Origin of the sequence: Peribacillus sp. V2I11 (assembly GCF_030817135.1) — a bacterium.
In the GTDB taxonomy this organism is placed as follows: Bacteria; Bacillota; Bacilli; order Bacillales; family DSM-1321; genus Peribacillus; species Peribacillus simplex.
On sequence record NZ_JAUSYW010000001.1, the window covers coordinates 3,700,168 to 3,723,819 of the forward strand.

The 23,652-nt window shown below is 41.4% G+C and carries 24 protein-coding genes and 3 pseudogenes; 15 read left to right on the forward strand and 12 right to left on the reverse strand.

Going from position 1 to position 23,652, the window contains the following annotated elements; genetic code table 11:
* The first annotated feature begins 6 nt into the window (after nucleotides 1-6).
* Nucleotides 7-729, forward strand: coding sequence for a pseudouridine synthase (locus QFZ73_RS18075; protein WP_307269027.1), 723 nt, complete (start codon nucleotides 7-9; stop codon nucleotides 727-729).
* 85 nt (nucleotides 730-814) lie between these two features.
* Here the strand turns inward: QFZ73_RS18075 and QFZ73_RS18080 are convergent, their stop codons facing one another.
* Nucleotides 815-1,036, reverse strand: a complete 222-nt coding sequence (locus QFZ73_RS18080; protein ID WP_034309346.1) for a DeoR family transcriptional regulator — start codon at nucleotides 1,034-1,036, stop codon at nucleotides 815-817.
* 537 nt (nucleotides 1,037-1,573) lie between these two features.
* On the opposite strand from QFZ73_RS18080, the gene QFZ73_RS18085 reads away from it, so the two are divergent.
* Complete coding sequence (locus tag QFZ73_RS18085; RefSeq protein ID WP_207440067.1) at nucleotides 1,574-1,924, forward strand: hypothetical protein; 351 nt, start codon at nucleotides 1,574-1,576, stop codon at nucleotides 1,922-1,924.
* A gap of 928 nt (nucleotides 1,925-2,852) precedes the next feature.
* On the opposite strand, the gene QFZ73_RS18090 is transcribed toward QFZ73_RS18085, so the two are convergent.
* Nucleotides 2,853-3,125, reverse strand: coding sequence for a DeoR/GlpR family DNA-binding transcription regulator (locus QFZ73_RS18090; protein ID WP_307272887.1), 273 nt, complete (start codon nucleotides 3,123-3,125; stop codon nucleotides 2,853-2,855).
* Between the two features lie 467 nt (nucleotides 3,126-3,592).
* On the opposite strand from QFZ73_RS18090, the pseudogene QFZ73_RS18095 reads away from it, so the two are divergent.
* Nucleotides 3,593-4,627, forward strand: a pseudogene (locus QFZ73_RS18095) (NAD(P)/FAD-dependent oxidoreductase); the annotation flags it as partial.
* 283 nt (nucleotides 4,628-4,910) lie between these two features.
* Here the strand turns inward: QFZ73_RS18095 and QFZ73_RS18100 are convergent.
* The 4 genes from QFZ73_RS18100 to QFZ73_RS18115 form a co-directional block, all read right to left on the reverse strand.
* Nucleotides 4,911-6,857, reverse strand: a complete 1,947-nt coding sequence (locus QFZ73_RS18100) for an FtsX-like permease family protein (protein WP_307269032.1) — start codon at nucleotides 6,855-6,857, stop codon at nucleotides 4,911-4,913.
* Entirely contained in the window at nucleotides 6,847-7,608 is a 762-nt protein-coding gene (locus QFZ73_RS18105; RefSeq protein ID WP_251429926.1) for an ABC transporter ATP-binding protein, read from the reverse strand. The genes QFZ73_RS18100 and QFZ73_RS18105 overlap by 11 nt, the downstream gene beginning before the upstream one ends.
* Nucleotides 7,609-7,708: 100 nt before the next feature.
* A complete protein-coding gene (locus QFZ73_RS18110) occupies nucleotides 7,709-8,713 on the reverse strand; it encodes a sensor histidine kinase (RefSeq protein ID WP_307269035.1) in 1,005 nt (334 codons plus the stop codon).
* Nucleotides 8,710-9,399, reverse strand: coding sequence for a response regulator transcription factor (locus tag QFZ73_RS18115; protein WP_251430009.1), 690 nt, complete (start codon nucleotides 9,397-9,399; stop codon nucleotides 8,710-8,712). The genes QFZ73_RS18110 and QFZ73_RS18115 overlap by 4 nt, the downstream gene beginning before the upstream one ends.
* A 159-nt stretch (nucleotides 9,400-9,558) precedes the next feature.
* Here QFZ73_RS18115 and QFZ73_RS18120 point away from each other — a divergent pair, with 159 nt between their 5' ends.
* The gene (locus tag QFZ73_RS18120; RefSeq protein WP_307269038.1) at nucleotides 9,559-9,900 is read left to right on the forward strand and encodes a zinc ribbon domain-containing protein YjdM; all 342 of its coding nucleotides are present in this window, start codon (nucleotides 9,559-9,561) and stop codon (nucleotides 9,898-9,900) included.
* Between the two features lie 54 nt (nucleotides 9,901-9,954).
* On the opposite strand, the gene QFZ73_RS18125 is transcribed toward QFZ73_RS18120, so the two are convergent.
* The 3 genes from QFZ73_RS18125 to QFZ73_RS18135 all read right to left on the reverse strand — a co-directional run bounded on the left by QFZ73_RS18125 (nucleotide 9,955) and on the right by QFZ73_RS18135 (nucleotide 12,698).
* A protein-coding gene (locus QFZ73_RS18125; protein ID WP_307269041.1) for an IS3 family transposase occupies nucleotides 9,955-11,303 on the reverse strand; the annotation gives its coding sequence in 2 pieces (ribosomal slippage) (nucleotides 9,955-10,859 and nucleotides 10,859-11,303; 1,350 coding nt in all).
* A 91-nt stretch (nucleotides 11,304-11,394) separates the two neighbouring features.
* Nucleotides 11,395-12,378 carry a GMP reductase gene (gene guaC / locus QFZ73_RS18130; RefSeq protein ID WP_063232623.1) on the reverse strand — a complete coding sequence of 328 codons (984 nt, stop codon included), beginning with the start codon at nucleotides 12,376-12,378 and terminating at the stop codon, nucleotides 11,395-11,397.
* 122 nt (nucleotides 12,379-12,500) lie between these two features.
* A complete protein-coding gene (locus QFZ73_RS18135; protein ID WP_307269045.1) occupies nucleotides 12,501-12,698 on the reverse strand; it encodes a hypothetical protein in 198 nt (65 codons plus the stop codon).
* A 298-nt stretch (nucleotides 12,699-12,996) separates the two neighbouring features.
* Here QFZ73_RS18135 and QFZ73_RS18140 point away from each other — a divergent pair, with 298 nt between their 5' ends.
* From QFZ73_RS18140 to QFZ73_RS18160, 5 genes and pseudogenes are all read left to right on the forward strand, one after another.
* The gene (locus QFZ73_RS18140) at nucleotides 12,997-13,881 is read left to right on the forward strand and encodes a PHP domain-containing protein (protein WP_307269048.1); all 885 of its coding nucleotides are present in this window, start codon (nucleotides 12,997-12,999) and stop codon (nucleotides 13,879-13,881) included.
* Between the two features lie 242 nt (nucleotides 13,882-14,123).
* Nucleotides 14,124-14,825, forward strand: coding sequence for a GntR family transcriptional regulator (locus tag QFZ73_RS18145; protein WP_307269051.1), 702 nt, complete (start codon nucleotides 14,124-14,126; stop codon nucleotides 14,823-14,825).
* 279 nt (nucleotides 14,826-15,104) lie between these two features.
* A complete protein-coding gene (gene phnG / locus QFZ73_RS18150; protein WP_307269054.1) occupies nucleotides 15,105-15,527 on the forward strand; it encodes a phosphonate C-P lyase system protein PhnG in 423 nt (140 codons plus the stop codon).
* A gap of 15 nt (nucleotides 15,528-15,542) precedes the next feature.
* On the forward strand, nucleotides 15,543-16,160 hold the full coding sequence (gene phnH, locus QFZ73_RS18155; protein WP_307269056.1) for a phosphonate C-P lyase system protein PhnH: 618 nt from the start codon (nucleotides 15,543-15,545) through the stop codon (nucleotides 16,158-16,160).
* Between the two features lie 136 nt (nucleotides 16,161-16,296).
* A pseudogene (locus QFZ73_RS18160) lies at nucleotides 16,297-16,644 on the forward strand (PhnE/PtxC family ABC transporter permease); the annotation flags it as partial.
* A 164-nt stretch (nucleotides 16,645-16,808) separates the two neighbouring features.
* Here the strand turns inward: QFZ73_RS18160 and QFZ73_RS18165 are convergent.
* Nucleotides 16,809-17,312 carry a DinB family protein gene (locus tag QFZ73_RS18165; RefSeq protein WP_251429478.1) on the reverse strand — a complete coding sequence of 168 codons (504 nt, stop codon included), beginning with the start codon at nucleotides 17,310-17,312 and terminating at the stop codon, nucleotides 16,809-16,811.
* A 720-nt stretch (nucleotides 17,313-18,032) separates the two neighbouring features.
* On the opposite strand from QFZ73_RS18165, the gene QFZ73_RS18170 reads away from it, so the two are divergent.
* The 3 genes from QFZ73_RS18170 (at nucleotide 18,033) to QFZ73_RS18180 (ending at nucleotide 20,594) form a co-directional block, all read left to right on the forward strand.
* Nucleotides 18,033-18,701: a YdeI/OmpD-associated family protein gene (locus QFZ73_RS18170; RefSeq protein ID WP_307269061.1), complete on the forward strand. Its 669-nt coding sequence runs from the start codon at nucleotides 18,033-18,035 to the stop codon at nucleotides 18,699-18,701.
* 118 nt (nucleotides 18,702-18,819) lie between these two features.
* Entirely contained in the window at nucleotides 18,820-19,830 is a 1,011-nt protein-coding gene (locus QFZ73_RS18175) for a permease (RefSeq protein WP_251429472.1), read from the forward strand.
* Nucleotides 19,830-20,594, forward strand: a complete 765-nt coding sequence (locus tag QFZ73_RS18180) for a TIGR03943 family putative permease subunit (RefSeq protein WP_251429469.1) — start codon at nucleotides 19,830-19,832, stop codon at nucleotides 20,592-20,594. The genes QFZ73_RS18175 and QFZ73_RS18180 overlap by 1 nt, the downstream gene beginning before the upstream one ends.
* A 63-nt stretch (nucleotides 20,595-20,657) precedes the next feature.
* Here QFZ73_RS18180 and QFZ73_RS18185 read toward each other — a convergent pair.
* Nucleotides 20,658-20,759, reverse strand: a pseudogene (locus tag QFZ73_RS18185) (hypothetical protein); the annotation flags it as partial.
* Nucleotides 20,760-20,879: 120 nt separating this feature from the next.
* Between QFZ73_RS18185 and QFZ73_RS18190 the strand changes: the two are divergent.
* The gene (locus QFZ73_RS18190; RefSeq protein ID WP_251429466.1) at nucleotides 20,880-21,320 is read left to right on the forward strand and encodes a ferritin-like domain-containing protein; all 441 of its coding nucleotides are present in this window, start codon (nucleotides 20,880-20,882) and stop codon (nucleotides 21,318-21,320) included.
* 57 nt (nucleotides 21,321-21,377) lie between these two features.
* Here QFZ73_RS18190 and QFZ73_RS18195 read toward each other — a convergent pair whose 3' ends face one another.
* Entirely contained in the window at nucleotides 21,378-22,274 is an 897-nt protein-coding gene (locus tag QFZ73_RS18195) for a DMT family transporter (protein WP_307269069.1), read from the reverse strand.
* A 136-nt stretch (nucleotides 22,275-22,410) separates the two neighbouring features.
* Between QFZ73_RS18195 and QFZ73_RS18200 the strand changes: the two genes are divergently transcribed.
* Entirely contained in the window at nucleotides 22,411-22,866 is a 456-nt protein-coding gene (locus QFZ73_RS18200) for an RrF2 family transcriptional regulator (RefSeq protein WP_063232644.1), read from the forward strand.
* 74 nt (nucleotides 22,867-22,940) lie between these two features.
* Nucleotides 22,941-23,651 carry a DsbA family oxidoreductase gene (locus tag QFZ73_RS18205; protein ID WP_307269072.1) on the forward strand — a complete coding sequence of 237 codons (711 nt, stop codon included), beginning with the start codon at nucleotides 22,941-22,943 and terminating at the stop codon, nucleotides 23,649-23,651.
* Nucleotide 23,652: the final 1 nt, after the last annotated feature.

The following is a 23,652-nucleotide window of genomic DNA, read 5'->3' on the forward strand; positions in this document are numbered from 1 at the left end:
GAAACGATGAGAATAGATAAGATTTTATCCAATATTGGTTATGGCAGCAGGAAAGAAGTGAAAAAGCTCCTGAAATCCGGCGCCGTCAAGGTCAATGAAAGGCTGCTTAAGGACCCGAAAGAACAAGTGGACCCTGATACGGAAATCGTGACGGTTCATGGTGAACGTGTTGAATACAGGGAATTCATATATTTAATGATGAATAAACCGCCAGGCGTTTTGTCGGCAACGGAAGACAAACACCAAGAAACAGTCATCGACATCCTGGAGCCAGAAGATTCGGTTTTCGAGCCATTTCCTGTAGGCCGTCTTGATAAGGACACAGAAGGCTTATTGCTGATCACGAATGACGGAAAGCTTGCCCACCAACTGCTTTCCCCAAAGAAACATGTCCCTAAAACATATTTTGCGGTCATTGATGGCGAAGTAACGGAACGGGATATCGAGGCATTCCGCAACGGCGTGACCCTGGATGATGGATACGAAACAAAACCAGGTGAATTGAACATTTTAAAATCAGGTCTGACATCGGATATCGAGCTGACGATCATGGAAGGAAAGTTCCATCAGGTGAAGCGGATGTTTGAGGCCGTTGGCAAACGTGTCGTCTACCTAAAGCGTCTTTCCATGGGGAGTTTACAGCTTGATGAGGAACTTGAGCTTGGTGAATACCGTGAGTTGACGACGGAGGAGCTTGAACAGTTAAAGGCGGGCCAACCGACTGAATGATAGCTGGACACAAAAAAAAGAGGCGGACAATATTGTCCGCCTCAAAGTATTTTACATATCGATCTTGTTCGGGTGGTCGTTCTTTTTACGATGACATCTTCACCTTTTTACTTGTTGTCGTCCAAAGGCCTCGGCTTGGGCTTTGAACAAGGTCATTGTATGCTAAGACATTTAAATCGCGCTGCACAGTTCGAGGAGTGATGCCAAATTCTTCTACAAGCTCTTGAGTAGAAACCGTACCGTTATTGCTAATGAACATATAAACGGATTTAATACGGGTTAACATGCGATTTGTTGAAGGTTTCAAAAAATCACTCCTTATTCTTTTCATTGTTATTCTGAACAAATGAAAACAACCGATATGTCGGACAGCATTTCAGCTGTCACTATGTACTTGCTATACCCACCCTATAACTCCTCGGAAACATTTAGAAAAAATAAGATGTCATTAGCTTCATTCTACCCCTTTGCAAAAGCAAATTCTAGGGAAAGATACCAATTGACTAAATATTACATTTATTATATCAAATTTTAACAAATTTATTCTCTTTACATATACAAAAATTAATAAAGATTTGATCCATTCGTTCACGAACATATTTTGCCAATAAAGGATGCTTAATATGCATCCCAAGATGTCACACAACACGAACGTTGACTATAAGGCATATACATGTTATTTTACTTAAAAAAGGATCATAAATCGTAATTGTTACGCTTTGTGTGTTGGTGGAGGAATTGCTTGCTGGCTTGCGGTTACGATGTCATAATGAGGTATCGGGCAGTATAGATTTTTATACATATCTAAAGGATTTAAATATAAACAAATTAGAGGTAGAGCCATATGAACGAAAGATTAATGGAGTTTTTATTGCGCGACGAAGTGACCAGACTTTCTGGCGTGAAAAAACAAGTGTATGAATTCATCGTGAACGAAGAAGATTATCTTGCTTCGAAGTCGGACACGGTCGATCAATTCATGAGATTGCTGGTAAAGCATTCCCCGCCCCGGCTCGCAGCCCGTCATTTCAATATGCCTTATGGGGAAATCATTCGTTTCATGAATGAAATAGAAGATGAACTGAATGAGAGATTAGAGGAAAGATGCAAGAAAGTGAAGTGGATGGACTACACGGAAAAGGACCAACAGGCATTTGTGAAATATCATAGAAAGTTATATCTATTCGTAAATTAATAAATTGGATTATGAAAATGCCCTGATATGAAAGGGCATTTTTTATTTGGTCCGGAACCGTTAAACGGGAATCCAGCACAACCATTCCTTTAAATCCAGGGTTCCAGTAGAAATTCATCTTGATATAAACGTAAGCATATGTGTGGACTTTCTGCAGCAGTATAGGCGGGCGGCTTATGGAGAAAGGAATGGCTCCTTTTGCATGAAAGGAACTTTAAATAGGATATGTTATTTGCTAAGGTGATTTCTATCAAAATTTAAAACAAAGTTGATTGGAGCGGGTGTTCGAGACTCCTGCGGGAATAGCGCGTCTAGGGGAGACCCTTCGGCGAAAAAGCGCCAGGAGGCTTCCCTTACCGCCCGCGGAAAGCGAGTACCTGGAGTGGAAATCAATGATTGAATTTTACAAACCCTCAAGAAAACGTTCCAATTGATTTCAGAAATGCGCTCCCTTTCCGCCGACTGTCTGCCGAGCCTCCTCGTCGCAAGCTCCTGCGTCTCGGTTAGCCAGTAATTCGACAGGTGTGTCGCAAATTTCTTTAATTCAGAGAGTTTTCATCATATAAAACATTAAAAATACATAAAGGATAACCAAGTTTTGTTTTAAAAATGTAGTAAAAATCCCCTCGGTAATCATGAAAGGGATTCGGGATGAGACCATTCCCATTAGGTCGACAAACTCAAAGAAAAGCGAGTTTACCTGCAGTTTTTTTAAAAAAAACATTCCAGTTGATTGGAACGGAAGGTACGAGACTCCTGCGGGAATAGCGCGTCCAGGGCAGACCCCGCAGGCGCAAAAGCGCCGAGGAGGCTTTCTGGACCGCCCGCGGAAAGCAAGTGCCTGAAGAGGAAATCAACAATCGAATTTTAAAAACCCTCAAAAAAAAAGGGAACTATACTGCTGTATAGTTCCCGTTTTTTCTTGCTTTTAAGAAAGAATTAAATGTGTGTCGGTCTCTTTAAACGAAGAGATGAAATCTTTATGTAAATGATCGTCAGTAATGATGTAATCGATTTTATCCAGTGACGATATCCCGATGGTCACGTCATTCCCGAACTTTTTGCTGTCAGCGGCAACATAAACTTCTTGGGATAAATCAATGATTTTTTTTCGTGTGTTCGCTTCTTCTAAATTATAGTCGGATATGCCTTTTTCAACGGTTATGCCACTCGCACAAATGAATGCTTTGAAATATTCAATTCACTAAAGTTGAATAAGTAGTCAAACGCAACAATGGATTGTTCATTTCGCCTGACTTTACCCCCCCTATGATCAAAATCTCGATATCCTCCGCAGACACCTTTTATGCAAAACGGAGACTTTACCATCAAAACGATGGAGGAACTACCTGAACTCATAGATCGCATCAACCTTCTTATAGCAGAAGGGAAAAGACCTCGTTCAAGCTAACATTCAGTATAAAAAAAGTGCAGCAACTTTCGTCCTTAAGTAGGAATGAAGGGTTGCTGCACTTTTTTTCGCTTACCACTTCGCTGAACAGCATTACATTCGCTTTTTTTCAACTCATTCATACGTGTATACTGAATCGTTTTTTTGAAATTTAACAGAGTTATTTAACGACTGCTTATTGTAAAAAGTGAGAAAAGAGTGTACGATTAATTGAGAATGATAATCAATCACATTTGATTGCCGGGGAGTGGACGTAAATGGAACGGCAAGATTTATTTGATGTAACGGTAATTGGAGGAGGGCCAGCAGGCCTTTACTCCACTTTTTATAGCGGACTTAGAGAAATGAAAGTTAAACTGATTGAATACCAGCCACGGCTAGGCGGGAAAATTCATGTATACCCAGAGAAAATGATTTGGGATGTAGGAGGGCTGACACCCACTACTGGGGAAAAATTAATTGAGCAGCTGGTGGAGCAAGGTTTAACATTCAATCCAACAGTCGTCTTGAATGAAAAAGTGGAATCAATCACACGCAATGAAGAAGGTATCTTCGTTTTACATACCGCTTCAGGGCAAATGCACTTTTCCAAAACGATCATTGTCGCGGTTGGCGGCGGAATTCTGAATCCGCAAAAGTTGGAAATAGACGGGGCTGAAAGGTTTGAAGTCTCCAATTTAAACTATACGGTTAAGTCTTTCAATCGTTTCAAGGATAAGACGGTGATCATTTCAGGCGGCGGGAATTCTGCAATAGACTGGGCAAATGAATTGGAGCCCATCGCCAAAAAGGTGTATCTGACGTACAGGAAAGATAGTTTAGCAGGTCATGAATCACAAGCAAGGCAATTGATGGAAAGCTCTGCTGTTTGTTTCTTGAATACGACGATTACAAAACTGATCGCCTGTGCTGATCATGAATCGATTGAACATGTTGAACTGACGAATCACGCAACGGGAGAGGTTTCTTACTTGCCGATCGATGAAGTCATCATCAATCATGGTTATGAGCGTGATACGTCGCTGCTTCGACATAGTAAAGTGGATATTGCCATAGCCGACAATTATTATATTGAAGGTACTCCTTCAAGTGAATCCTCGATGGATGGAATATACGCTGCCGGTGATATCTTACAGCATGAAGGTAAATTGAACCTGATAGCAGGTACTTTTCAAGATGCAGCAAATGCCGTAAACAAAGCAAAGCAATATATCCAGCCTGACGCTCACGGAGTGGGGATGGTTTCTTCCCATAATGATATCTTTAAAAAGCGCAACAGGGAATTGATCAAGGGAAATGATGAAACCGGCTGGGGTACTTTAAAGGAAACGGAAACTGAAAGCCGGTTCGAAATGTTTCATCCCGAACCATGTTGAATCCGATTGGATCGAAGAAATTTGCGACACTCCTGCCGAATGACTGGCTAGCCAAGGCCCCCGCTAGATGCTTGCGGCAGGAGACTTGGCAGACAGTCGGCGGAAAGGGAGCGGATTTCCGAAAACAGCTGGAACTTCTTCGGATTTTTCCACAGTCCAAAAGCTCCAGGGCCTCATGGGCCCTGGAGCTTTTGGCAGCTTATAGAGATTCTTTAATGACCTTCTTGTAATGGAATACGGATAGGATTCCGAAGATCGAATACAATGCCGTGTATAATGCCATGACGATGATCATCGGTGCCCAAACTTCGGTCCCGAATAAGAACCATCCTGATTGGACTGCGAAATAACTGTGAAGCAGCCCGACGACTAAAGGAATGCCGAAATTGAAAACTTGTTTTGCTTGGATTCCCCTGAGTAAGTCACCACGCGTGAATCCTAGTTTTCTTAAGATGGTATAATTGGATTTTTCACCTTCACTTTCATCCATTTGTTTGAAATACAGGATACAACCGGATGTGATGAGGAAGGTTAATCCCAAGAATCCGACGATGAACATGATAAGGCCCATATTCTTCTTCTGGGTGTTGAACATTTCTAATTGGGAATCATTCACATGTTCTTCTTTGAAACCCATTTTATTGAATAGATCATTCGCTTTTTCAAGTTCAGCTTCATCTCTCACATCAATGCCGATATTTACAGATGATACTTTTTGGATTTTCGGGTCGACATCCTTTTTCAAACGGTCGAATATCGTTTGGTCTACAATGGCAACGGGCAATCCGCCGTTCGTGAAGTAATAAGACACGAAGGTATCATCATTCAATCCCATATATGTTTGCGGAATCACTGCGTGTTTTCCCTTCAGTTCAATCTTTCCGGATTCCTTCAAGGACATGACTTTCTCCATCATATTACTGTATCCGCTGAAAAGGGTCTCGTCTTCAGCGAGGTTGATTCCTTTAACGGATTCATCACTGATGACGGGAACGGTCATGATGTCCGGATCGAAGTTCACTCCTTCCAGGCTGGTTTCCATTATTTCCTTTACATTGACATCCACTTGAATGACATCGATCACCTTTTCGTCATAATCAATTTTACTGTCTGATAAAGCTTCTTTGAATGCATCCGCATCTTTCATATCCGTCATGGAAAAATCGGTAGGGATACTGCTTTGTGCACTCTTCTCCGCAGAGTAGTAGGAGATATAGCTTAATGATAATAACCCAATCGCCAAAGCCGAAACGGTCGTGATGATCGTCAATAATATCGCATTCGATTTCATCCGGAACATGATGGATGAAAGGGACAATACTTCATTGATGTTCAAATATCCATTTTTCTTTTTACGGACAATATTAAAGATGAAGCTTACGGATCCTTTATAGAATAGGTAAGTACCGATGATGACGCATGCCAGAATGAAGACCATGGCCATAAAAAGCTCGGTCATCTCTGAAAAAGCTCCATCGAATAATTTGGATGAAACGACATAGCCGGCAATGATCAGGATGATTCCGAATATCCCTATGATCATTTCGAACATCGAAACCTTTTTCACTTTTCCTTCCGTCATTGAATTCACTCTAAATAATGATAAGATGGTCTGCCTTTTAATGAAGGCATAATTCATCAACATGATGACAAGATAGATGGCGCCAAAAACGAGAATGGTTTGCACAAGCGGCTGAAAAGAAAATTTAAGGGTCGCGATCGCCTGGACACCCATTATTTTAAATAGTATCATGATGATCAATTTTGAAGCGGCAAACCCTACAAAGATCCCCAGGAATACGGAACAGAAATAAAGGATCAGGTTTTCCACACTCAGGATACGGAATATCCTGTTCTTGGTCATGCCTATCAATTGGAATAAGCCAATTTCTTTACTGCGTCTTTTTAAGAAAATGCTATTTGCATATAATAGGAATATGGAAACGATCGCAACAAGCAGGATCGATGCAGCCTTGATGGAGGCGGCCCCTTTCACCGTACCCTCCGCTTCATCCAGCGATGGGTCATATTGCAAGGTGACAAAGGCAAAGTAAAGGGAAGCGCTGAATACCAGGGCAAACACATACAGATAATAGTTCTTCAGATTCTTCTTCAGATTTCGAAAGATGAGTTGATTAATGCTCATTTTGAACCCCTCCCAATACACCTTGGGTTTTCATGATGTCCTTGAAGAAGGTTTGTCTGGATTCTTCACCTTTATTCAATTGTGTATATATTTGCCCATCTTTAATGAAGATGACTCGGCTGCAATAACTGGCCGCCACTGGATCATGGGTTACCATGATGATGGTCGCCTTGCGCTTTTGATTCATTTCGCTCAGTTTGTTCAGTAAATCGGAAGCTGATTTGGAGTCAAGCGCCCCAGTCGGTTCATCCGCAAAAATGATGCTTGGATCATGGATGAAAGCCCGTGCTGCAGACGTACGCTGTTTTTGGCCACCGGAAATTTCATTTGGGTATTTATCCTTCACTTCATATATGCCCAGTTCTTTCGCCACGTTATCAAACTTTTGTGCCGCTTCATTATTGGGCGTTTTGGTAATGGATAAGGGCAGAAGGATATTTTCTTTGACAGTCAGTGTGTCCAATAAGTTATATTCCTGGAAGATGAAGCCCAGATGGTTCTTCCGGAATTCGGCCAACTTCTTTTCCTTCATCCCTGAAATCACTCTTCCATCAATCGTAATGGTGCCGTTGCTGATTTTATCGATCGAGGAAAGGACATTAAGCAAAGTCGTTTTACCTGAACCGGATGCACCCATGATACTTACGAATTCACCTTCTTGTATGCTTAAATCGAGACCCTTTAATACTTCTTGTTTATTGAATTTATTACCATAGCTTTTATGGATTTTTTTCGCTTCTAATATACTCATTTGGATACACTCCTTTTTTTCTATATCCTCATTATAAAAGGCCATGTATTTCTTTTCCTTCGTTTGGACGAACAAAGAATAAAAGCATGTGACACTTTTGTCACATGCTTGTGATATTCACGAAATCATTTCTTTTTGGGAAGGTCAAGGTAACTGTCGTTCCGGTACCAAGCTCTGATTTCACGTCAATGGAGATGAATAGGGACTCGGCTGCATTCTTGGTTAAATATAAACCCATGCCAGTTGCCGCATTGTCACGATGATTTGTTGTGGAAGTAAATCCTTTATCAAATATGCGGGATAAATCCTTTGGGTCGATGCCCCGTCCAGAATCCTTCACTTCAAGAACCGTTTGTTCAGCTTGTTCATGGCTATATATCGTGATATCTGAGTTTTCACTGTATTTAATCGAGTTGGTCAAGAGCTGCCTCATGATGAAGGCCAGCCATTTGGCATCAGTAAGCACTTCGGTTACATCCAATTGTATGTCGAAGCCGATCCCTTTTTGAATGCACCATGATTGCAGCGTTTTAATCTCATCAAAGATTATTGTTTCCAAATCGGTTTTCTCTATATACAAATCATTTTCGATGAAAGGCATGCGCCTTTGATGGAGCTGCTGATCAAGAAGCAGGTGAATGCGCAGCCACTCATAAGTCAAATGGGATTTCAGCAATTCATCATCCAAGCGGTCAATCATTAAATGCATCGCCGTCAATGGTGTCTTCACTTCATGAATCCAAGATAATAATTCATCCTTCTCCTGCTCTAAAGTCATTTGACCAATTGATGCGGATTGCTTCAATATTTCGGTTTGGTTAATGATGCTGTTTTCTATGATTTTTTCGAAAGGGCTTTCCGGTTCGGCTATATTCGTAATATCCAGGTTTTCTTCCCGCGCTTCTAAACTTTTATAAAAATATGTTTCTTTTTTATAGCGGAATATCAAAAACATACTGAATATGAGCAATGATAAAAAAACAATATACAGTATGGGCTTTAACGGAATGGCCGAATCAAGAAAAGCGACAAAGATAATGAATAGATGAAGAAGTATGTAGAATATGATCCAGCTGAACCTTTCCACGAGATATTTTCTGATCATGCATTTGCCTCTTCCACGGCTATATAGCCCTGTCCAACCTTCGTTTCGATAAATTGCCCTAAACCCAGTTCATCCAACCTCTTTCGTAAACGGTTCACATTCACTGTAAGGGTGTTATCGCTTATGAAACGTTTGTCATCCCATAAGCTGTTGATCAATTCTTCACGGCTTACGATCTTGTTTTTCTGTTCAATGAGCTTTTTCAAGATGAAAATTTCATTTTTCGTCAATTCGATTGTGCCAGTCTCGGCCGAGACCGTGTTCTTCTCGTAATCCACAGTTGCGCCGCACCAGGTTTTCAATTCGATCTTTTCGGTATTGTAATTATAGACACGGCGAAGGGTGGCCTGTATCTTTGCGATGAGTACATCAAAATGAAAAGGCTTCTGGATAAAATCATCAGCTCCAAGCTGCATGGACATCACCATGTCGGTAGGATGATCACGTGAGGATAAAAAGATGATGGGAACATTGGAATGGGTCCGGATCATTCTGCACCAATGAAACCCATCAAACTTCGGTAACTGTATATCAATGATGACCAAATCAGGTTTTATGTCCGTAAATTCCTGAACCACTTTACTAAAATCGCCGATTCCGTAAATATCATAAGACCATTGCGCCAATCTATCTTTAATTTCATTGAATAACGTCGTATCATCTTCTATCAATAGTAGTTTAAACAATGGATTCACCGCACTTTCCAGCTTTTTCTTAAAAGTATATAGTAAAACCTTTATAGGTTCTAGAGGAAGGGAGGAACACAGAAGCTGTAATCGCCTACCGGTTGTATGTAAACCATTATTATATTAAAATTGGGAATAACGAATGGAGGAAGTGAATTTATGTCTGATTTTCCTAATTGCCCTGTATGTGATTCAGAATATACATACGAAGACGGTAGTCTTTTTGTTTGTCCGGAATGCGCCCATGAGTGGACGGTGGAAGCGGAAACGGAAAATGGAGACCAAAAGAAGACGATCAAAGATGCTAATGGAAATCCCTTGAACGATGGTGATACCGTTACGGTAATCAAGGATCTTAAAGTGAAAGGGAGCTCATCCGTCTTAAAAATGGGCACTAAAGTCAAAAGCATCCGTCTAGTTGAAGGTGATCATGATATTGATTGCAAGATTGATGGTTTTGGTGCAATGAAATTAAAATCCCAATTTGTTAAAAAGGTATAAGTAAAAAAGAACGGCCTAATGAAGTGAACCCAAAAAGTTAGACACTTTATTTACTTAGGCAGCCTTGAGGGCATGAACCCGGTAATCTACCGGGCTCATGCCTTTTAATTTTACCTTGATTCTTTGATGATTGTAGTAATGGATATATTCTTCTAGTTCTTGTTTGAAATGCTCCATGCTTTTAAATTCTTGAAGATAGAGTAATTCGGATTTTAATAAGCCAAAGAAGTTTTCAATGACCGCATTATCGAGACAATTTCCTTTGCGGGACATGCTTTGTGTAATGTTATGTTTTTTCAAATCATGCGAGTATTGTTTCATCTGATAATGCCAGCCCTGATCTGAATGGAGAATGGGTGAATCTTTCGATTCCAAGCGATCAAAGGCTTTATCCAGCATTTTGGAAACGAGCGGATAAACAGGACGAGATTCGATATTATGGGCGATGATTTCTCCATTAAACAGGTCTAGAATGGCCGATAAGTATAGTTTCTCCCCAGCTAGATGGAATTCTGTGACGTCTGTCACCCATTTTTCATTGGACTTTGCCGCCTTGAAATCACGTGCTAGAATGTTGGGCGCAATCTTGCCGATGTTCCCTTTGTACGAACGGTATTTCTTCATGCGAACTAATGACTTCAATCCTAGTTCATTCATCAATCGGAGAACTGTTTTATGATTGATGCGAGCACCTCGGTTACGTAATTCTAGGGTGATACGCCGATACCCATAACGCCCTTTATGCGTATGGAATATCTCTTTGATAAGGGATTTAATTTCTGTGTATTTATCCTCACGCCCGAAGGCGTTAACCCAATAATAGTACGTACTCCGTGCCATTTTAGAAATGGATAGAAGTAGATTTAAATCAAATTGTTTCCTTAGTTCATGGACTACTTTCGCTTTTTCTTTCTTTGTAAGGCTTCCTTTTCTTGAACTAAGGCATTCAACTTTTTTAGATAGGCATTCTCTGCACGTAAGTATTCTAATTCGGCAAGAAGTGCTTCTTGGGAGCCATTAGCTGGCGATTTTTTCTTAGTTTCTTTTTTCATGGATAGACGCCCCTTTTTCTTTGGTTTAAGGGCGTCTATACCTCCTTCCTTAAACTGATTTGCCCAATTCAAAAGTGTAGAATCGGAAGGAAGGTTATAGTGTACAGCGGTCTCGTTGATCGATGCCCCATATTCGTTCAAATATTTAAGTACTTCTAGTTTAAAGGGCAAAGTGTAATTTGTATAGGATGAAACAAGTCCTTCCATCCCATGTTTTAGATAGCGAGCGACCCATCTTTTCAGAGGGGATAAACCTACATTTCTTTCTTGAGCAATGGATTTATAGGATTTTTTCCCTTCTAAGTACTCTAAAACTGCATTTGATTTTTCGTCTATCGTATATTTAGTCAAAAAAACTGCACCTCCAATTGTTAGATGTTGTCTAACAATTGGGGTGCAGTTCATAATCCATTGATTAGGCCGTTCTTTTTTACGTTGCTTCTTAATAAACTTTGTCCCCGTTAAAGATTGAATTCTTGACGACCACATAATCCACATTCCGGATGGCTTCCAACTTGGTTCCACCGGCATATGAAATGGAAGACTGAAGATCTTGTTCCATTTCCTTCAACGTATCTTCCAAAGAGCCTTTGTGCTCGACAAACATCTTTTTGCCTTCAACGTTTTTCTTTTCACCTTTTTGGAATTCAGAAGCTGAACCAAAGTATTCTTTAAAGGCCTTTCCATCTTTCTCGATCGTTTGACCTGGAGATTCCTCATGTCCGGCAAATAGTGAACCGATCATGACCATCGAAGCGCCAAATCTAACTGATTTAGCAATATCACCGTTCGTGCGAATGCCGCCGTCTGCTATGATTGGCTTGCTTGCCGCTTTTGCACACCAGCGAAGTGCAGCTAGTTGCCAGCCGCCCGTTCCAAATCCAGTCTTGATTTTAGTGATGCATACTTTCCCTGGCCCGATGCCCACCTTTGTAGCATCGGCACCGGCATGTTCCAATTCCCGTACCGCTTCAGGAGTTCCCACATTTCCTGCAATGACAAAACTTTCAGGTAAATGTTTTTTAATATGCTGTATCATTTTTATCACGGCATTGGAATGGCCGTGTGCAATATCTATCGTAATGTATTCAGGTACAATGTTGTCTTCCGATAATTGTTCGATGAATCCGTATTCTTCTTCTTTAACGCCGACGCTGATGGATGCGATCAATTCTCTTGAATGCATGTCTTTAATGAAAGTCAGTCGTTTTTCTGGCTCAAAACGATGCATTACATAAAAGTAACCGTTTTCAGCCAAGTAAATGGCAATCTTTTCATCAATGATCGTTTGCATATTGGCAGGTACTACAGGTAACTTGAATGTATGTTTACCCAAAGTAACGGATGTATCACACTCAGAACGGCTATTTACTACACATTTTGCAGGAATTAATTGAATATCTTCATAATCAAACACGTTTTCCATGTTATGCACCTCTATATACGAATATTTTTGTCTTTTTATATAAAAATTGTTCGCCCATTAGGTAATGTACATCATTTTTGACAGTAAGTCAAAATTTTTAATGGTTTTATTTTAATTTTATTTCAACTTGATGGAAAATCCGTTACAGGGCAGGAAGCTGAAAAATACGAACGAACATGATTGGAACGTAGGGCACTCGCTTTCCGCGGGCTGGACGGACTTTTCCCGCAGGTGTCTCGTACACCCGTTCCAATCACTTTGTGTGGGTTCGGAATGGTCTCATCCCGAAGCATGATTTTAAAACCTAGGTTATCCTTCATGATTTTTTACTGTAACCTTTTGGATAAAGAAATTTGCGACTCTCCTGCCGAATAACTGGCTAATCGAGACCCTGCTAAATGCTTGCGGCAGGAGGCTTGGCAGACAGTCGGCGGAAAGGGGTCGGATTCCTGAAATCAATTCCAACGTTTTTATTTGTTTACAGCCTGAAATACTTAAGTATTTTCACCAATCTGACGACTTTTACACCTTTACTTTTTTTTACATCATCTTAACGTTGACCGACATGTCACTAAGTTAAAATGATAATGGGTAACGAAAAAGAATAGGGGGATTGGCATGAAGGTTGAATTACATTGTCATACGAACATTTCAGATGGTTCCAGTTCTTTTGAAGAACTATTGGAGGTTGCAAAAAGGGAGAGCATCGGCCATTTAGCGATTACGAATCATGATACAACGATGAGATTGCAAGAGATGGTGGAACGGGGAAAGGAAATAGGAATTGAAATCATCCCCGGTATAGAAATTTCTGGTTATGACTTTGCCAGAGGCAGGCGTGTACATATTTTGGGCTATTTTGTTGAGCCTGGTCATAAGGCACTTGAAGAGCTATGTCATCCATTGATTGAAAAAAGGAATGCAGCTTCTGAAAAAATGGTGGAGCGGCTAATCTATGCAGGATATCGAATAACTTGGGATCAGGTTTCTAAATTCAGGGGAGGAACCGGTATTTATAAACAGCATATTATGCTAGCGCTGCGGGAATCGGGGTATACGGATTCTATCTATGGAGATTTGTATAAGAAGATCTTCAGTCGCGGCCAAAATGGAGAAGAGGCGGGCATTGCCTTTATACCTATGGAGTATGTGGATGCCATTCTGGCTGTGAAAGCGATTCGTGCTGCCGGAGGCGTTCCGGTCCTTGCTCATCCTGGACAATACGGGAGTTTCGAAATTACTCCTGATCTTGTGGAAGCAGGGCTTGAAGGGATTGAAGTTCTTCACCCGCATCATGGTCATGCAGAAGAGGAAAGAGCGATTTCATATGCAGATCAGTATAATCTCATTAAGACAGGAGGTTCAGATTTTCATGGGGATTATGGGGAGAAGCCGATTCGGCTTGGCAGTATGAGCCCTGGAAAGGAATGTGTGGATGCTTTGAAATTAAGGAAAAAAAGCATGGCCATTAATGATGTGGTATTGAAAAATATTGATCTATGAAACCAGGGATTTGGCTGTGAAAGCGGCCTGTTCATATGCTGGACGAGCAGTTTGAAAGACTAAACGATGAAGGATGTTGTATTGAAAAGATCCATAAAATAAGTATTCCCTTTCGTTCTGGTGATTGACCAGGACTTTTTTTTTACAAGAAACTCATGGTAGCTTCATATTTTCTCATTACACTGACATTAACAGGGGAAAATAGGTATTGGGTAGATCTAAAATTTAAAGGGGGATTTCTGTTGGCGGAAAAAAACTTTTTAGTGGATCATTTGATATCGGAAATTAAGAGCGGGACCTTTCAATTGGATAAGAAGTTACCTTCGGAGCATATACTCGCTGATCAATTTAATGTTCCCAGAATGATTGTCAGGAAGGCATATGAGCAGCTTCAAGATTTAGGCTTTATCTATTCAAAGCAAGGTAAGGGAAGTTATGTCCAGGAAAGCAAGAAGCAAATTCCGTTAATTCTATCCGGAGATGTTAGTTTCACCGAGAAAATGAATGAATTCCAGTTTTCCTTTCAAACGAGTACGATTTTTTGCGAAGAACTTTCTTATGATCAGAAGATTTTTCAAAGCCTCGATGTGGAAAGTGATGACAAGGTCTATAAAATTGGCAGGCTTAGGTTAATGGACGGTTTCCCGATTGCACTTCATACATCATTTGTAGCAAAATCAACATTTCCTGAAATAGATAATGACGGTCCTGATATTACCTCTATGTTCCAATATTATAGGCAGCGAGGTTATGTAGAATTCGAATCCAGCAGGAGCACGCTGAACGTGATTTTTCCTACTCTTTTCGAACGGGATATTTTGCAGTGTTCAAGTTTATTTCCACTTTTGCAAGTGGAATCGTTATGCCGGGATAAGCGGAGCAATCAAGTCCTTGAGCACACGGTCATAATCTATCGAAGCGATTGTTTCACATATGTTATATAAAAACTTCCATTCCAGATACCGCTCGAATTCAAGAGTAAATGCTCTGAATTCACGAGTAAAAGTACAAAACTCACGAGTAAATGCTCCGAATTCACGAGTAAAAGTACGAAACTCACGAGTAAAGCTCGAATTAATGAGTAATAGCACGAAATTTGAATAGTGTAGGCCCGGCTTTAACAAATTTCATACAAAGATTTACTCTTTCTTAACGAACGTTCACTTGGCAACAAGATACATTGAAGATGTAGCGGGAAACTAAAACATTTGGAGGCCGATGGAATGAGAAGAAGGGAAAGAACCGAGATTTTGATTCAAGGCTCTGAGGACATTGCAAAGGAATTCGCCAAGGAAATAGAAATGAAATATAAAGTTACCGTCATTCAAAAGCCAGAGAGTGCCCTTGTGTTGCTAAAGTCAAGGGAAACGGCAAAAAAGAGCTTGTTTTATCTAGGGGAAATGCTGGTGACTGAATGCACGGTCCAAATCCAGGATTCAATCGGGATTGGTATCGTTAAGGAACATCGGGAAGAGCTGGCACATAGTTTAGCTATCATTGATGCTGCTTATCAGGCTGATCTTGGCGAAACAAGAGTATGGACACATGTTTTAGAAAATGAGAAGAAGAATAAACAGAAGAATCTTCAAGAGCTGAACCGATCAATCTTAAGAACCAAGGTAAACTTTGAAACAATGGATGTTTAATAAGGGGGGAAAGCAATGAATTTGGATGTGGTTCATGATATACAAACTGTTTATAGAAAGCTTGTAACGGCGACTTCAAGACCTGGAACTTTAGTGGTTTTGGAGAGGGAAGCCAAGACGTTGGATGTTCAAATGGAATGCTTTTCTTCTACCATCCTGCTTGCACGCACGGTACTTGACCCTGAAGTGACTTTTAAGGTCATTGCAAAGGAGGAGGAGGCGGTGTCAAGAATGATTAATCAGCTTACTTATTCAAAACCTGTCGATTTGCAGGAAGCGGATTTTATCTTTATTTTACTTGATGCCTTCGAGGAGCAAATGAAGGAAGCTTTGAATAAAGCAAAGGTAGGAAATCTGTTGAACCCTCATGAATCGGCAATGATCATTCTAGAAGTACCGGATGTAACGAAAGGGGACTCCATGATCCTTTCAGGACCAGGAATTCAACAGGAATCATTCATAAGCCTCCCGTATGTATCCGCCTGGCTGGGTGCAAGGAACGAAAAAAACATAGAATTCCCTTTAGGAATCGATATGTATTTTGTGGATCAACATGATCGTTTAATAGCTTTACCGAGAACGACTAAAATCAAAGAAAATGGGGGTGAGATTATATGGGATATGTTGCAGTAAAGGGCGGAACAAAGGCGATTGAGGAATCCATCAAACGCTTAAAGTATGGATCTCAAATTATGTGAGGAGGGTGATTTTATAATGCAGGCAGAGGGTCTAATCAAACCATTTCCTTCTTCTACTGGCCAGGAGTTAGATAAAATGCTACTCGGAATCTTTCGAGGAAATAGATAAAGGTGCGATAGAAGCCTTGCAAGCAAGCGGTGCGAATTGGTGGCAGATCGTGTTCCAAGTCATCATTCCATCTTCGATCACTTATATCATTTCATGGACTTTCATGCGCTTTGAAATCAATTTTGCAGTGGCGGTCGCAATGGGCGCAGCGGCAGGCGCAGGAGGAATCGGCTTCGATATGTTCATGGCAAGTGGATTTTACTTTGACTTGAGTGAAATTGGCGCAATCACTTATTTTATCCTGATAATTGCAATCTGTCTTGAAATCTTCGCAACACAAATCAAAAGAAAACTGAAAGTATCATCTTGATTCTAGGGTTCTTCCCATCTATCAATATGGTGCAGCCCCTGACAGTCACGTTCGTTTCATAGCATGCATGAAAGAAGACCACAAAATGAAGTGGTCTCTTTATGTTGAAAATTTTTAAATGTTGTCTCCGGCTGATTACTAATGGTGCCATTGTCATGAAAGGCTTATATAAGGGCGGACTTTATTTCTTGTATCTGTTTGATATGCCTTTGTTCATGTAAGGATAATAATTCAATCCATTGATCCAATGAGAGGTCCCCGAACAGGGGATGCTTGGCTTTCTTTCTATTTAACAAGATATCTGAATCCATATCATAAAGAACCTGTAATAATCGATCCCTTGATTCTGCCAGCAAATCCATAAGGCCCGATAATTGAAAGGGGGTTGAAGAGGGTGAAACGTTGTCAGGGGATACGAATCTCTTTGTTCTATTAGTAACCAGGTAAATGTTTTTTTGAATGATATTATTAAAGTCCCTTTCACGAATGCCATTTGCTATAGCTTCTGTAAAAACCTGTTCCGTAAGATATAAATGATGGCAAATTTGGGCGATGCTCCATACTTCAGGTGCAGGCCTATGGTGGAGCATTTTTTCATCCAACTCCGTAATTACCTCTATTAACTGGTTTCTTGATTCGAATAGCAAATCATACTCGATATAATTCATGAGAACTCCCCTTTTGTGACACCCCCATTTGAAAGCATCACGGAATTTTTTAGATAGGAAAAAAAGGGATATCGACTGCATGACAAATGCAATAAAAACTAAGGTTATACGATGTGGTATTTATAAAAAACACATTGATTTCAAGGATTATGATTTTTATTCATTGATGGAATATGAATGTCTAATGATTGCCGGGGTGTGACACTATGCATTTAAGGAAGGTTTCTTTTTGGGAAAGATCGTTAAAGATATCTCGCATTGTATAAAAAAAGCATGTTTCATGTGTAAGACCTTGCTTCAAAGAGTGGCTTTTTTGTTGTCTTGAGGAAGAAATGCAGAGCTGAAGTCAGCTCTGTACTTCCCAGGGACTACATTTTTTCTGGAGCTTTGATACCCTATCATGCCTATGCAAAAAAGTTAAGTTTATGCCTCCTTAGAATGTTGCGCTTCAATACAAGAATGCGACGTCCAGTGCTTCCTCTGATGAACCGGAAAATGTAAGCTGGCATTCAAGGGGAAAAAAGAAACTAAAAGAAGCTGGATATTGGAATTGATTATATCTGAATTATAGCACAGTTAATATTTTCCTAGAAATGATTATATGAAAAAAGACGGAAGGTTTACACATCGTCTTTTTGTATTTTATATGAGAGAGGTTGCGAACCGAATGGGGAGCTTTTAAACTGAAGATGGACAAAATGAACTAGGATGGTGAATGCAATGGCTAAAACAATAGTCGAAAAACTGAACTTACATAAATATGAACGGGTTGCAGTCTTGAATCTGCCAGCCGGGACGGATTATTTAGCAGAGCTGCCGGATTACGATACAGAGCTTAATGAAAGTGCCTATGATCTTATATTTGCCTTTGTATTGGATATGGATTCTTTAAAAGGACCCGTGGATAAGGTGATCGAGAAAAATCATTTGAGTAAAAACGGCTATATCTATTTGGCATATCCCAAGAAGGGGAATAAAGAATATGCCACATATATTCATCGTGATGATCTGATGCAAGGCCTTGGTGCGGATGAAGACGGTTATGTTGGCTCGAGTGACCTGAAGTTTGCACGTATGGTTGGATTGGATGATGTCTTTACGGTAGTCGGATTGAAAGAAGATTCGAAAAATAGAAACCGTCCATCTACCAAAGCAAGCCAATCAGTAGATGATTATATCGAAATGATTTCTGAAATTGAGAAAGATTTGCAGGATTCTCCTCATTTGCTTGCGTTCTATCAATCACTTACCCCAGGATATCGCAAGGATTGGGCTCGTTACGTGTATAGTGCCAAACAAGAGTCGACCCAAGTGAAACGGCGTCAGGAAATGAAAATGATTTTAGGAGAAGGATACAAGAGCAGGGATTTATATCGAAGAAATAAGTGAGGGTGGGGAATGTCTTCCATTCTCTTTTTTTCTTGTTCTGTTCATCCTATCAAAAGCATATACTAGACCGAATCCAAACTTAAATCGTAATAATTCTGATTTGCGAGGTGGTTAAAATATGCTTTTGAAACGCTACACGGGAAATTTGCTATTATTGATTCTGCTGTTTTTGCTGCTAGCATTCTTTTTTCTAGGCGATGTGTTCATTCCCAAAGCGATTGATCTCTCGGGCTACCCGATGCTTCACTCTGTGTTCGTCGTGTTTTTGGGATTGTTTTTAGAATCGATTCCTTTCCTGTTCCTGGGGGCCATTGCCTCATCGTTCATCCAGTTGTTCATCAGTGAAGAAATCATTCAGCGGATGATACCAAAAAGACCCCTGACGGCCATTTTTGCTGCGATAGTGGCGGCGCTGATCATTCCGGTTTGCGAATGTGCAATCATCCCGGTCGTCCGGAGATTGATTCAAAAGGGTGTTCCGGTCCATGCAGGTGTTGTCTTGCTCGTAACGGCCCCGATATTGAATGTCATCGTGTTCGGCTCAACTTATTATGCGTTCCAAAATAATCCGGCCATTCTATATGGAAGAATCATACTTTGTGTCCTGACGGCCATAATCTTAGGTTTATTCATTCATATATTCAGCACTAAAGATGTGGTGAAAGAGGAGAAGGTGGAACTGGTACACGGGCATGAACATGATATTCAGTCCGGTAAATGGACAAGCTTCATTGAACATACTTCACAGGAATTTTTTATGGTCGGCAGATACTTTATCATCGGGGCCTTGTTTGCCAGTGTATTTCAAGTGTATATGGATCGGACCGTAATGGCCGATATGGGACAGGCGCCAATAAAAGGCACGGCATTGATGATGGGAATTGCGTTTGTGCTATCACTCTGTTCATCAGCTGATGCATTCGTTGCCGCCTCCTTCTCCCATAGTTTCCTGCCGGGATCCATACTGGGTTTCCTTGTATTTGGTCCCATGCTGGATTTGAAAAATGTCCTGATCATGATGTCCTGTTTTAAACGGAGCTTCGTCGTCACGTATGTCCTGCTTGTTTTCGCAGTCGTTTTCAGCCTATGCCTGATTGCAGGCGGATTGATCAGTAAGGGGGGCTTCTGATGAAACGTTTTTTTATCCAAAGACTTGAAGGATTGCTGCTGCTTGGACTGGGCCTCATGATCTTTAAATTGTATGTTTCGGGATATTTGACGAAATTGATTGCACCCAAAATGGTTCCATATGCATTGGCGGCCCTTTTTGCTTTTTTAGTGATCAGTCTTCTCCGAATGAAAAAACAAAAACAGGGTGAACAACATTGTGATTGCGGGTCGAATGGAGAGTCTTCCTCGTCCGCACTGGTCCTGAAATATAGTTTGTTCTTCATTCCGATTCTTCTGGGCTTCATCTTGACCGATTTTACATTAAGCGGGGAAGTGCTGGCGAAAAGAGGGATGGCGAAGCAGCAGACACAGATGGTAAGTTCATATGATTCAGGGAAACATGCGAATGGGGAGAAAATCTCCGTAACCGATGATAATTATTTTGAAGTACTGGATGATTTACTGAACAACCTTGATACGATCGAGGGAAAGGAAATAGAGATTTCGGGGTTCATATACCGTGAGGATACATTTACGAAAAAACAAATGGCCATCTCCCGCCTCTCCATGTCCTGCTGTGTGGTCGATGCGACGTTATACGGATATATGGTCAACGGGAATGTGGAAGGAATGAAGACGAATGATTGGTATACGATTACAGGGACATTAAAAAAAGGAAGCTATAAAGGGGAACCCGTACCGGTGATCGATTTAAAAGAGTCGAAGAAAATAAAGGCACCGGAAGAAGCTTATTTATATGAGAATGTACAAATCATTCAGTAGTAGTGGAAAACCCGGCAAAAGGATGCTTTTGCCGGGTTTTCCACTGGTGCCGAAAGGGGAATATTATTTTGCCGGTACGAAGACCCCTTTTTCATGTGAAAAGTCCTTGAGGCCATATATTCCATGATAAGACTCCATTCCACTTGTATTTATACCGCCGAATGGTTGAATACCTGTGGCGAGACCTCTCTCCCGTTCATATTTCAAGGCATACGATGATCTGATGGGCACCTGGTTCTCTGTATTTCATACTATATGGAATAAAGAACAGGGAGGGATTATGCCATGTATGGGCATGAAAAGTATGAAGGTGATTGGAACAGACAGCAGGATATGTTGATTCAGCTTGAAAAGGCGATAAATGGCGAGTATAGTGCCATCCAGTGTTATGAGAAATTGGCAGCATTAGCGCCGGATGAAAAGCAGAGGAAACAAATCATTGAAATAAGGGAAGATGAAATAAAACATTTTCAAGCATTCACCCGGATATACAACAGCTTGACCGGGATTCAGCCACAGCCTAAAGTGACGGAACCATGCCCGGACTCCTATGCAGCTGGATTGGAATTTGCCGTTCAAGATGAACAGGAAACAGTGGATTTTTATCTGGATGTCGCAGATGGTGCGGCTGATAGAACCATTCGGAAGGCGTTCCGGCGTGCTGCTGCTGATGAACAAAACCATGCCGTCTGGTTTTTGTTCTACTTAGTAAAACTCAAAGGCTGATTCATTCATTAGGAAAATTGAAAAAAAGCCAGGAAATTATCCTGACATTTTTTCACTTTAGGACAGCTCCTGGTTCATCAATGTAGGATTTTTTCGTAGCCCTGGTGAAATCGTCAAAGAGATGATTCCGCATAAGAGCAATCCGACCCCGATCCATGACATGGGGGCCAAGCTCTCGCCGACAAGGAAGACACCGAGAAGAGCGGCTGTCAGCGGTTCGGCGAGTGATAACGAAACCGCTGTTGATGAAGGAACGGATATTAGCCCTTTATTAAAAAATAAGTAGGCGGCTGCTGTAGCAAGAAGTCCAAGGTGAAGGCTGATGGCCAGCCCATTCGTAGTGCCGATCCAGCTGATATCCAGTATGAATAAAGCGGGTGCCAACAGCAGGGCGCTAAAACTGAAGATGACGGCGGCAGTTGCTTCTGGTGGTTGTTTCTCCAAAATCCTTTTACTAGCCAATGTGTATACCGTAAAGGAAGCTCCGGCCCCCAGCGCAAGCAGTGCACCTATTGGATCGATGGCAACTGATCCTTGATTGGAAAAAAGCAGTAAGCATCCGGCAATCGATAAACCTGTGGCGATCCACCAGCTTGATGATGGCCGTTTTTTACTGAACAGCCATTCAAGGAATCCGGCGATGATGGGGGCGCTGCTAAGAGTAATGATGGTGCCGATGGCAATTCCGGTCATGCTGACACCCATGAAAAATAGCGGCTGGTAACAGGCCATGCCTAACGTGGCTAAGATGGTTTCTTGCATTGGCCAGTTATACCGCGTCAATTTTTTTTGCCAGATTGCAATGAGCAATAAAGCGGCCCCGCCGACTGCCAAGCGGACGGCACCTATTGCAATGGGATGGGCTCCATCGGGGGCGAATGACTGGGCCGTTCCGGTGGTTCCCCACAGCATTGCCCCAAGGATGACGAGTAAATAGGGGTATTTTTCCTTCATGGAAGTTCTCCTGTAATAAAGATTTACTATTCAGACTATATGATTGTGCCGATTAAGTCAAAGGGGCCATTTGTTCGGGAGAACGTAACATAGTATAATGGCCTTACCATGGATAGGGGTGTAAGGGGGGATAATCATGTCTTCAGGTAATCGAAACAATCAAATTGGTCCGCCGCGGTTCGCTATTGCCATTCACTCTCTGGTTTGGCTTGCACAAAGCGAAAAGCTCCTGACAAGTTCGGCAATCGCCTTAAAGGTGAAGTCACATGCCACTTTTTTAAGAAGGGTGATGGCACAGCTTGCAGCTGCGGGGATCGTCGAAACAAAGGAAGGTCGGGAAGGCGGATATAGCTTGAAGGTGCCTGCCTCTCAGCTGACTTTGGCCGATGTGTATCAAGCGGTACGGCCGGAATGTCTTGTTTGTATGGAAACGAGCGAATGCGGTGAAGTCGGGAAGCAGCTGGATACGGCATTGGAGGAGATCATGAACGAAGCCGAAAAGGAAACATTGCGCCTGCTAAAAGGCTATACATTGGAAGAATTCATGAAAAAGGTCGACTTCACCAATTTTGAAAATGAGTGTCTAGGGTAATATCCTTGCAAGAGGATACCCAGGATTATATAATGTGCTTAATGCGATTGCATTTAAAATGAGGAGGTATTTACATGAAGGTGGAAATTTGGTCGGATTATCAATGTCCGTTCTGTTATATAGGAAAGCGTCGATTCGAAGAGGCTTTAAAGCAGTTTGAAAATAAAGATCATGTAGAGGTTTCATTTCGCAGTTTCGAGTTGAACCCAGAGGCTGAGCGGGATATCAATATGACTCAAAATGAAATGCTGGCCAAGAAATACGGCATGTCTCAAGCGCAGGTGGAGGCGAGCAATCAAAACCTGACTCAACAGGCTAAAGAATTGGGACTTGATTATCATTTGGACAAAGTGGTCTTAACGAATTCGTTCGATGCTCACCGCTTGATGCATTTTGCTGAATCAAAAGGTAAAGAGAAAGAAATGAATGAACACCTATTTAAAGCATACTTTACGGAAGGCAAACATATTGGCGATCACGCTACATTGGCTAGTTTGGCTGAAGAGGCCGGCCTTGAAAAGTCCGAGGCGGAAGCCATGCTGGCAGGATCGGCATTCACGGCGGAGGTTAGGGGAAATGAGCAAGAAGGAAGCCTGCTTGGTATTACAGGCGTGCCATTCTTTGTCTTTAACCGCAAGTATGGAATCTCCGGCGCCCAGCCAACAGAAGCGTTCCTGGATACGCTAAAAAAAGTATGGGCTGAGGAAAACCCGATTACAATGGTCAATGATCCAGCAACAGGCAACGCTTGTACGGACGGCTCTTGTAACGTGCCGGAAAAATAAT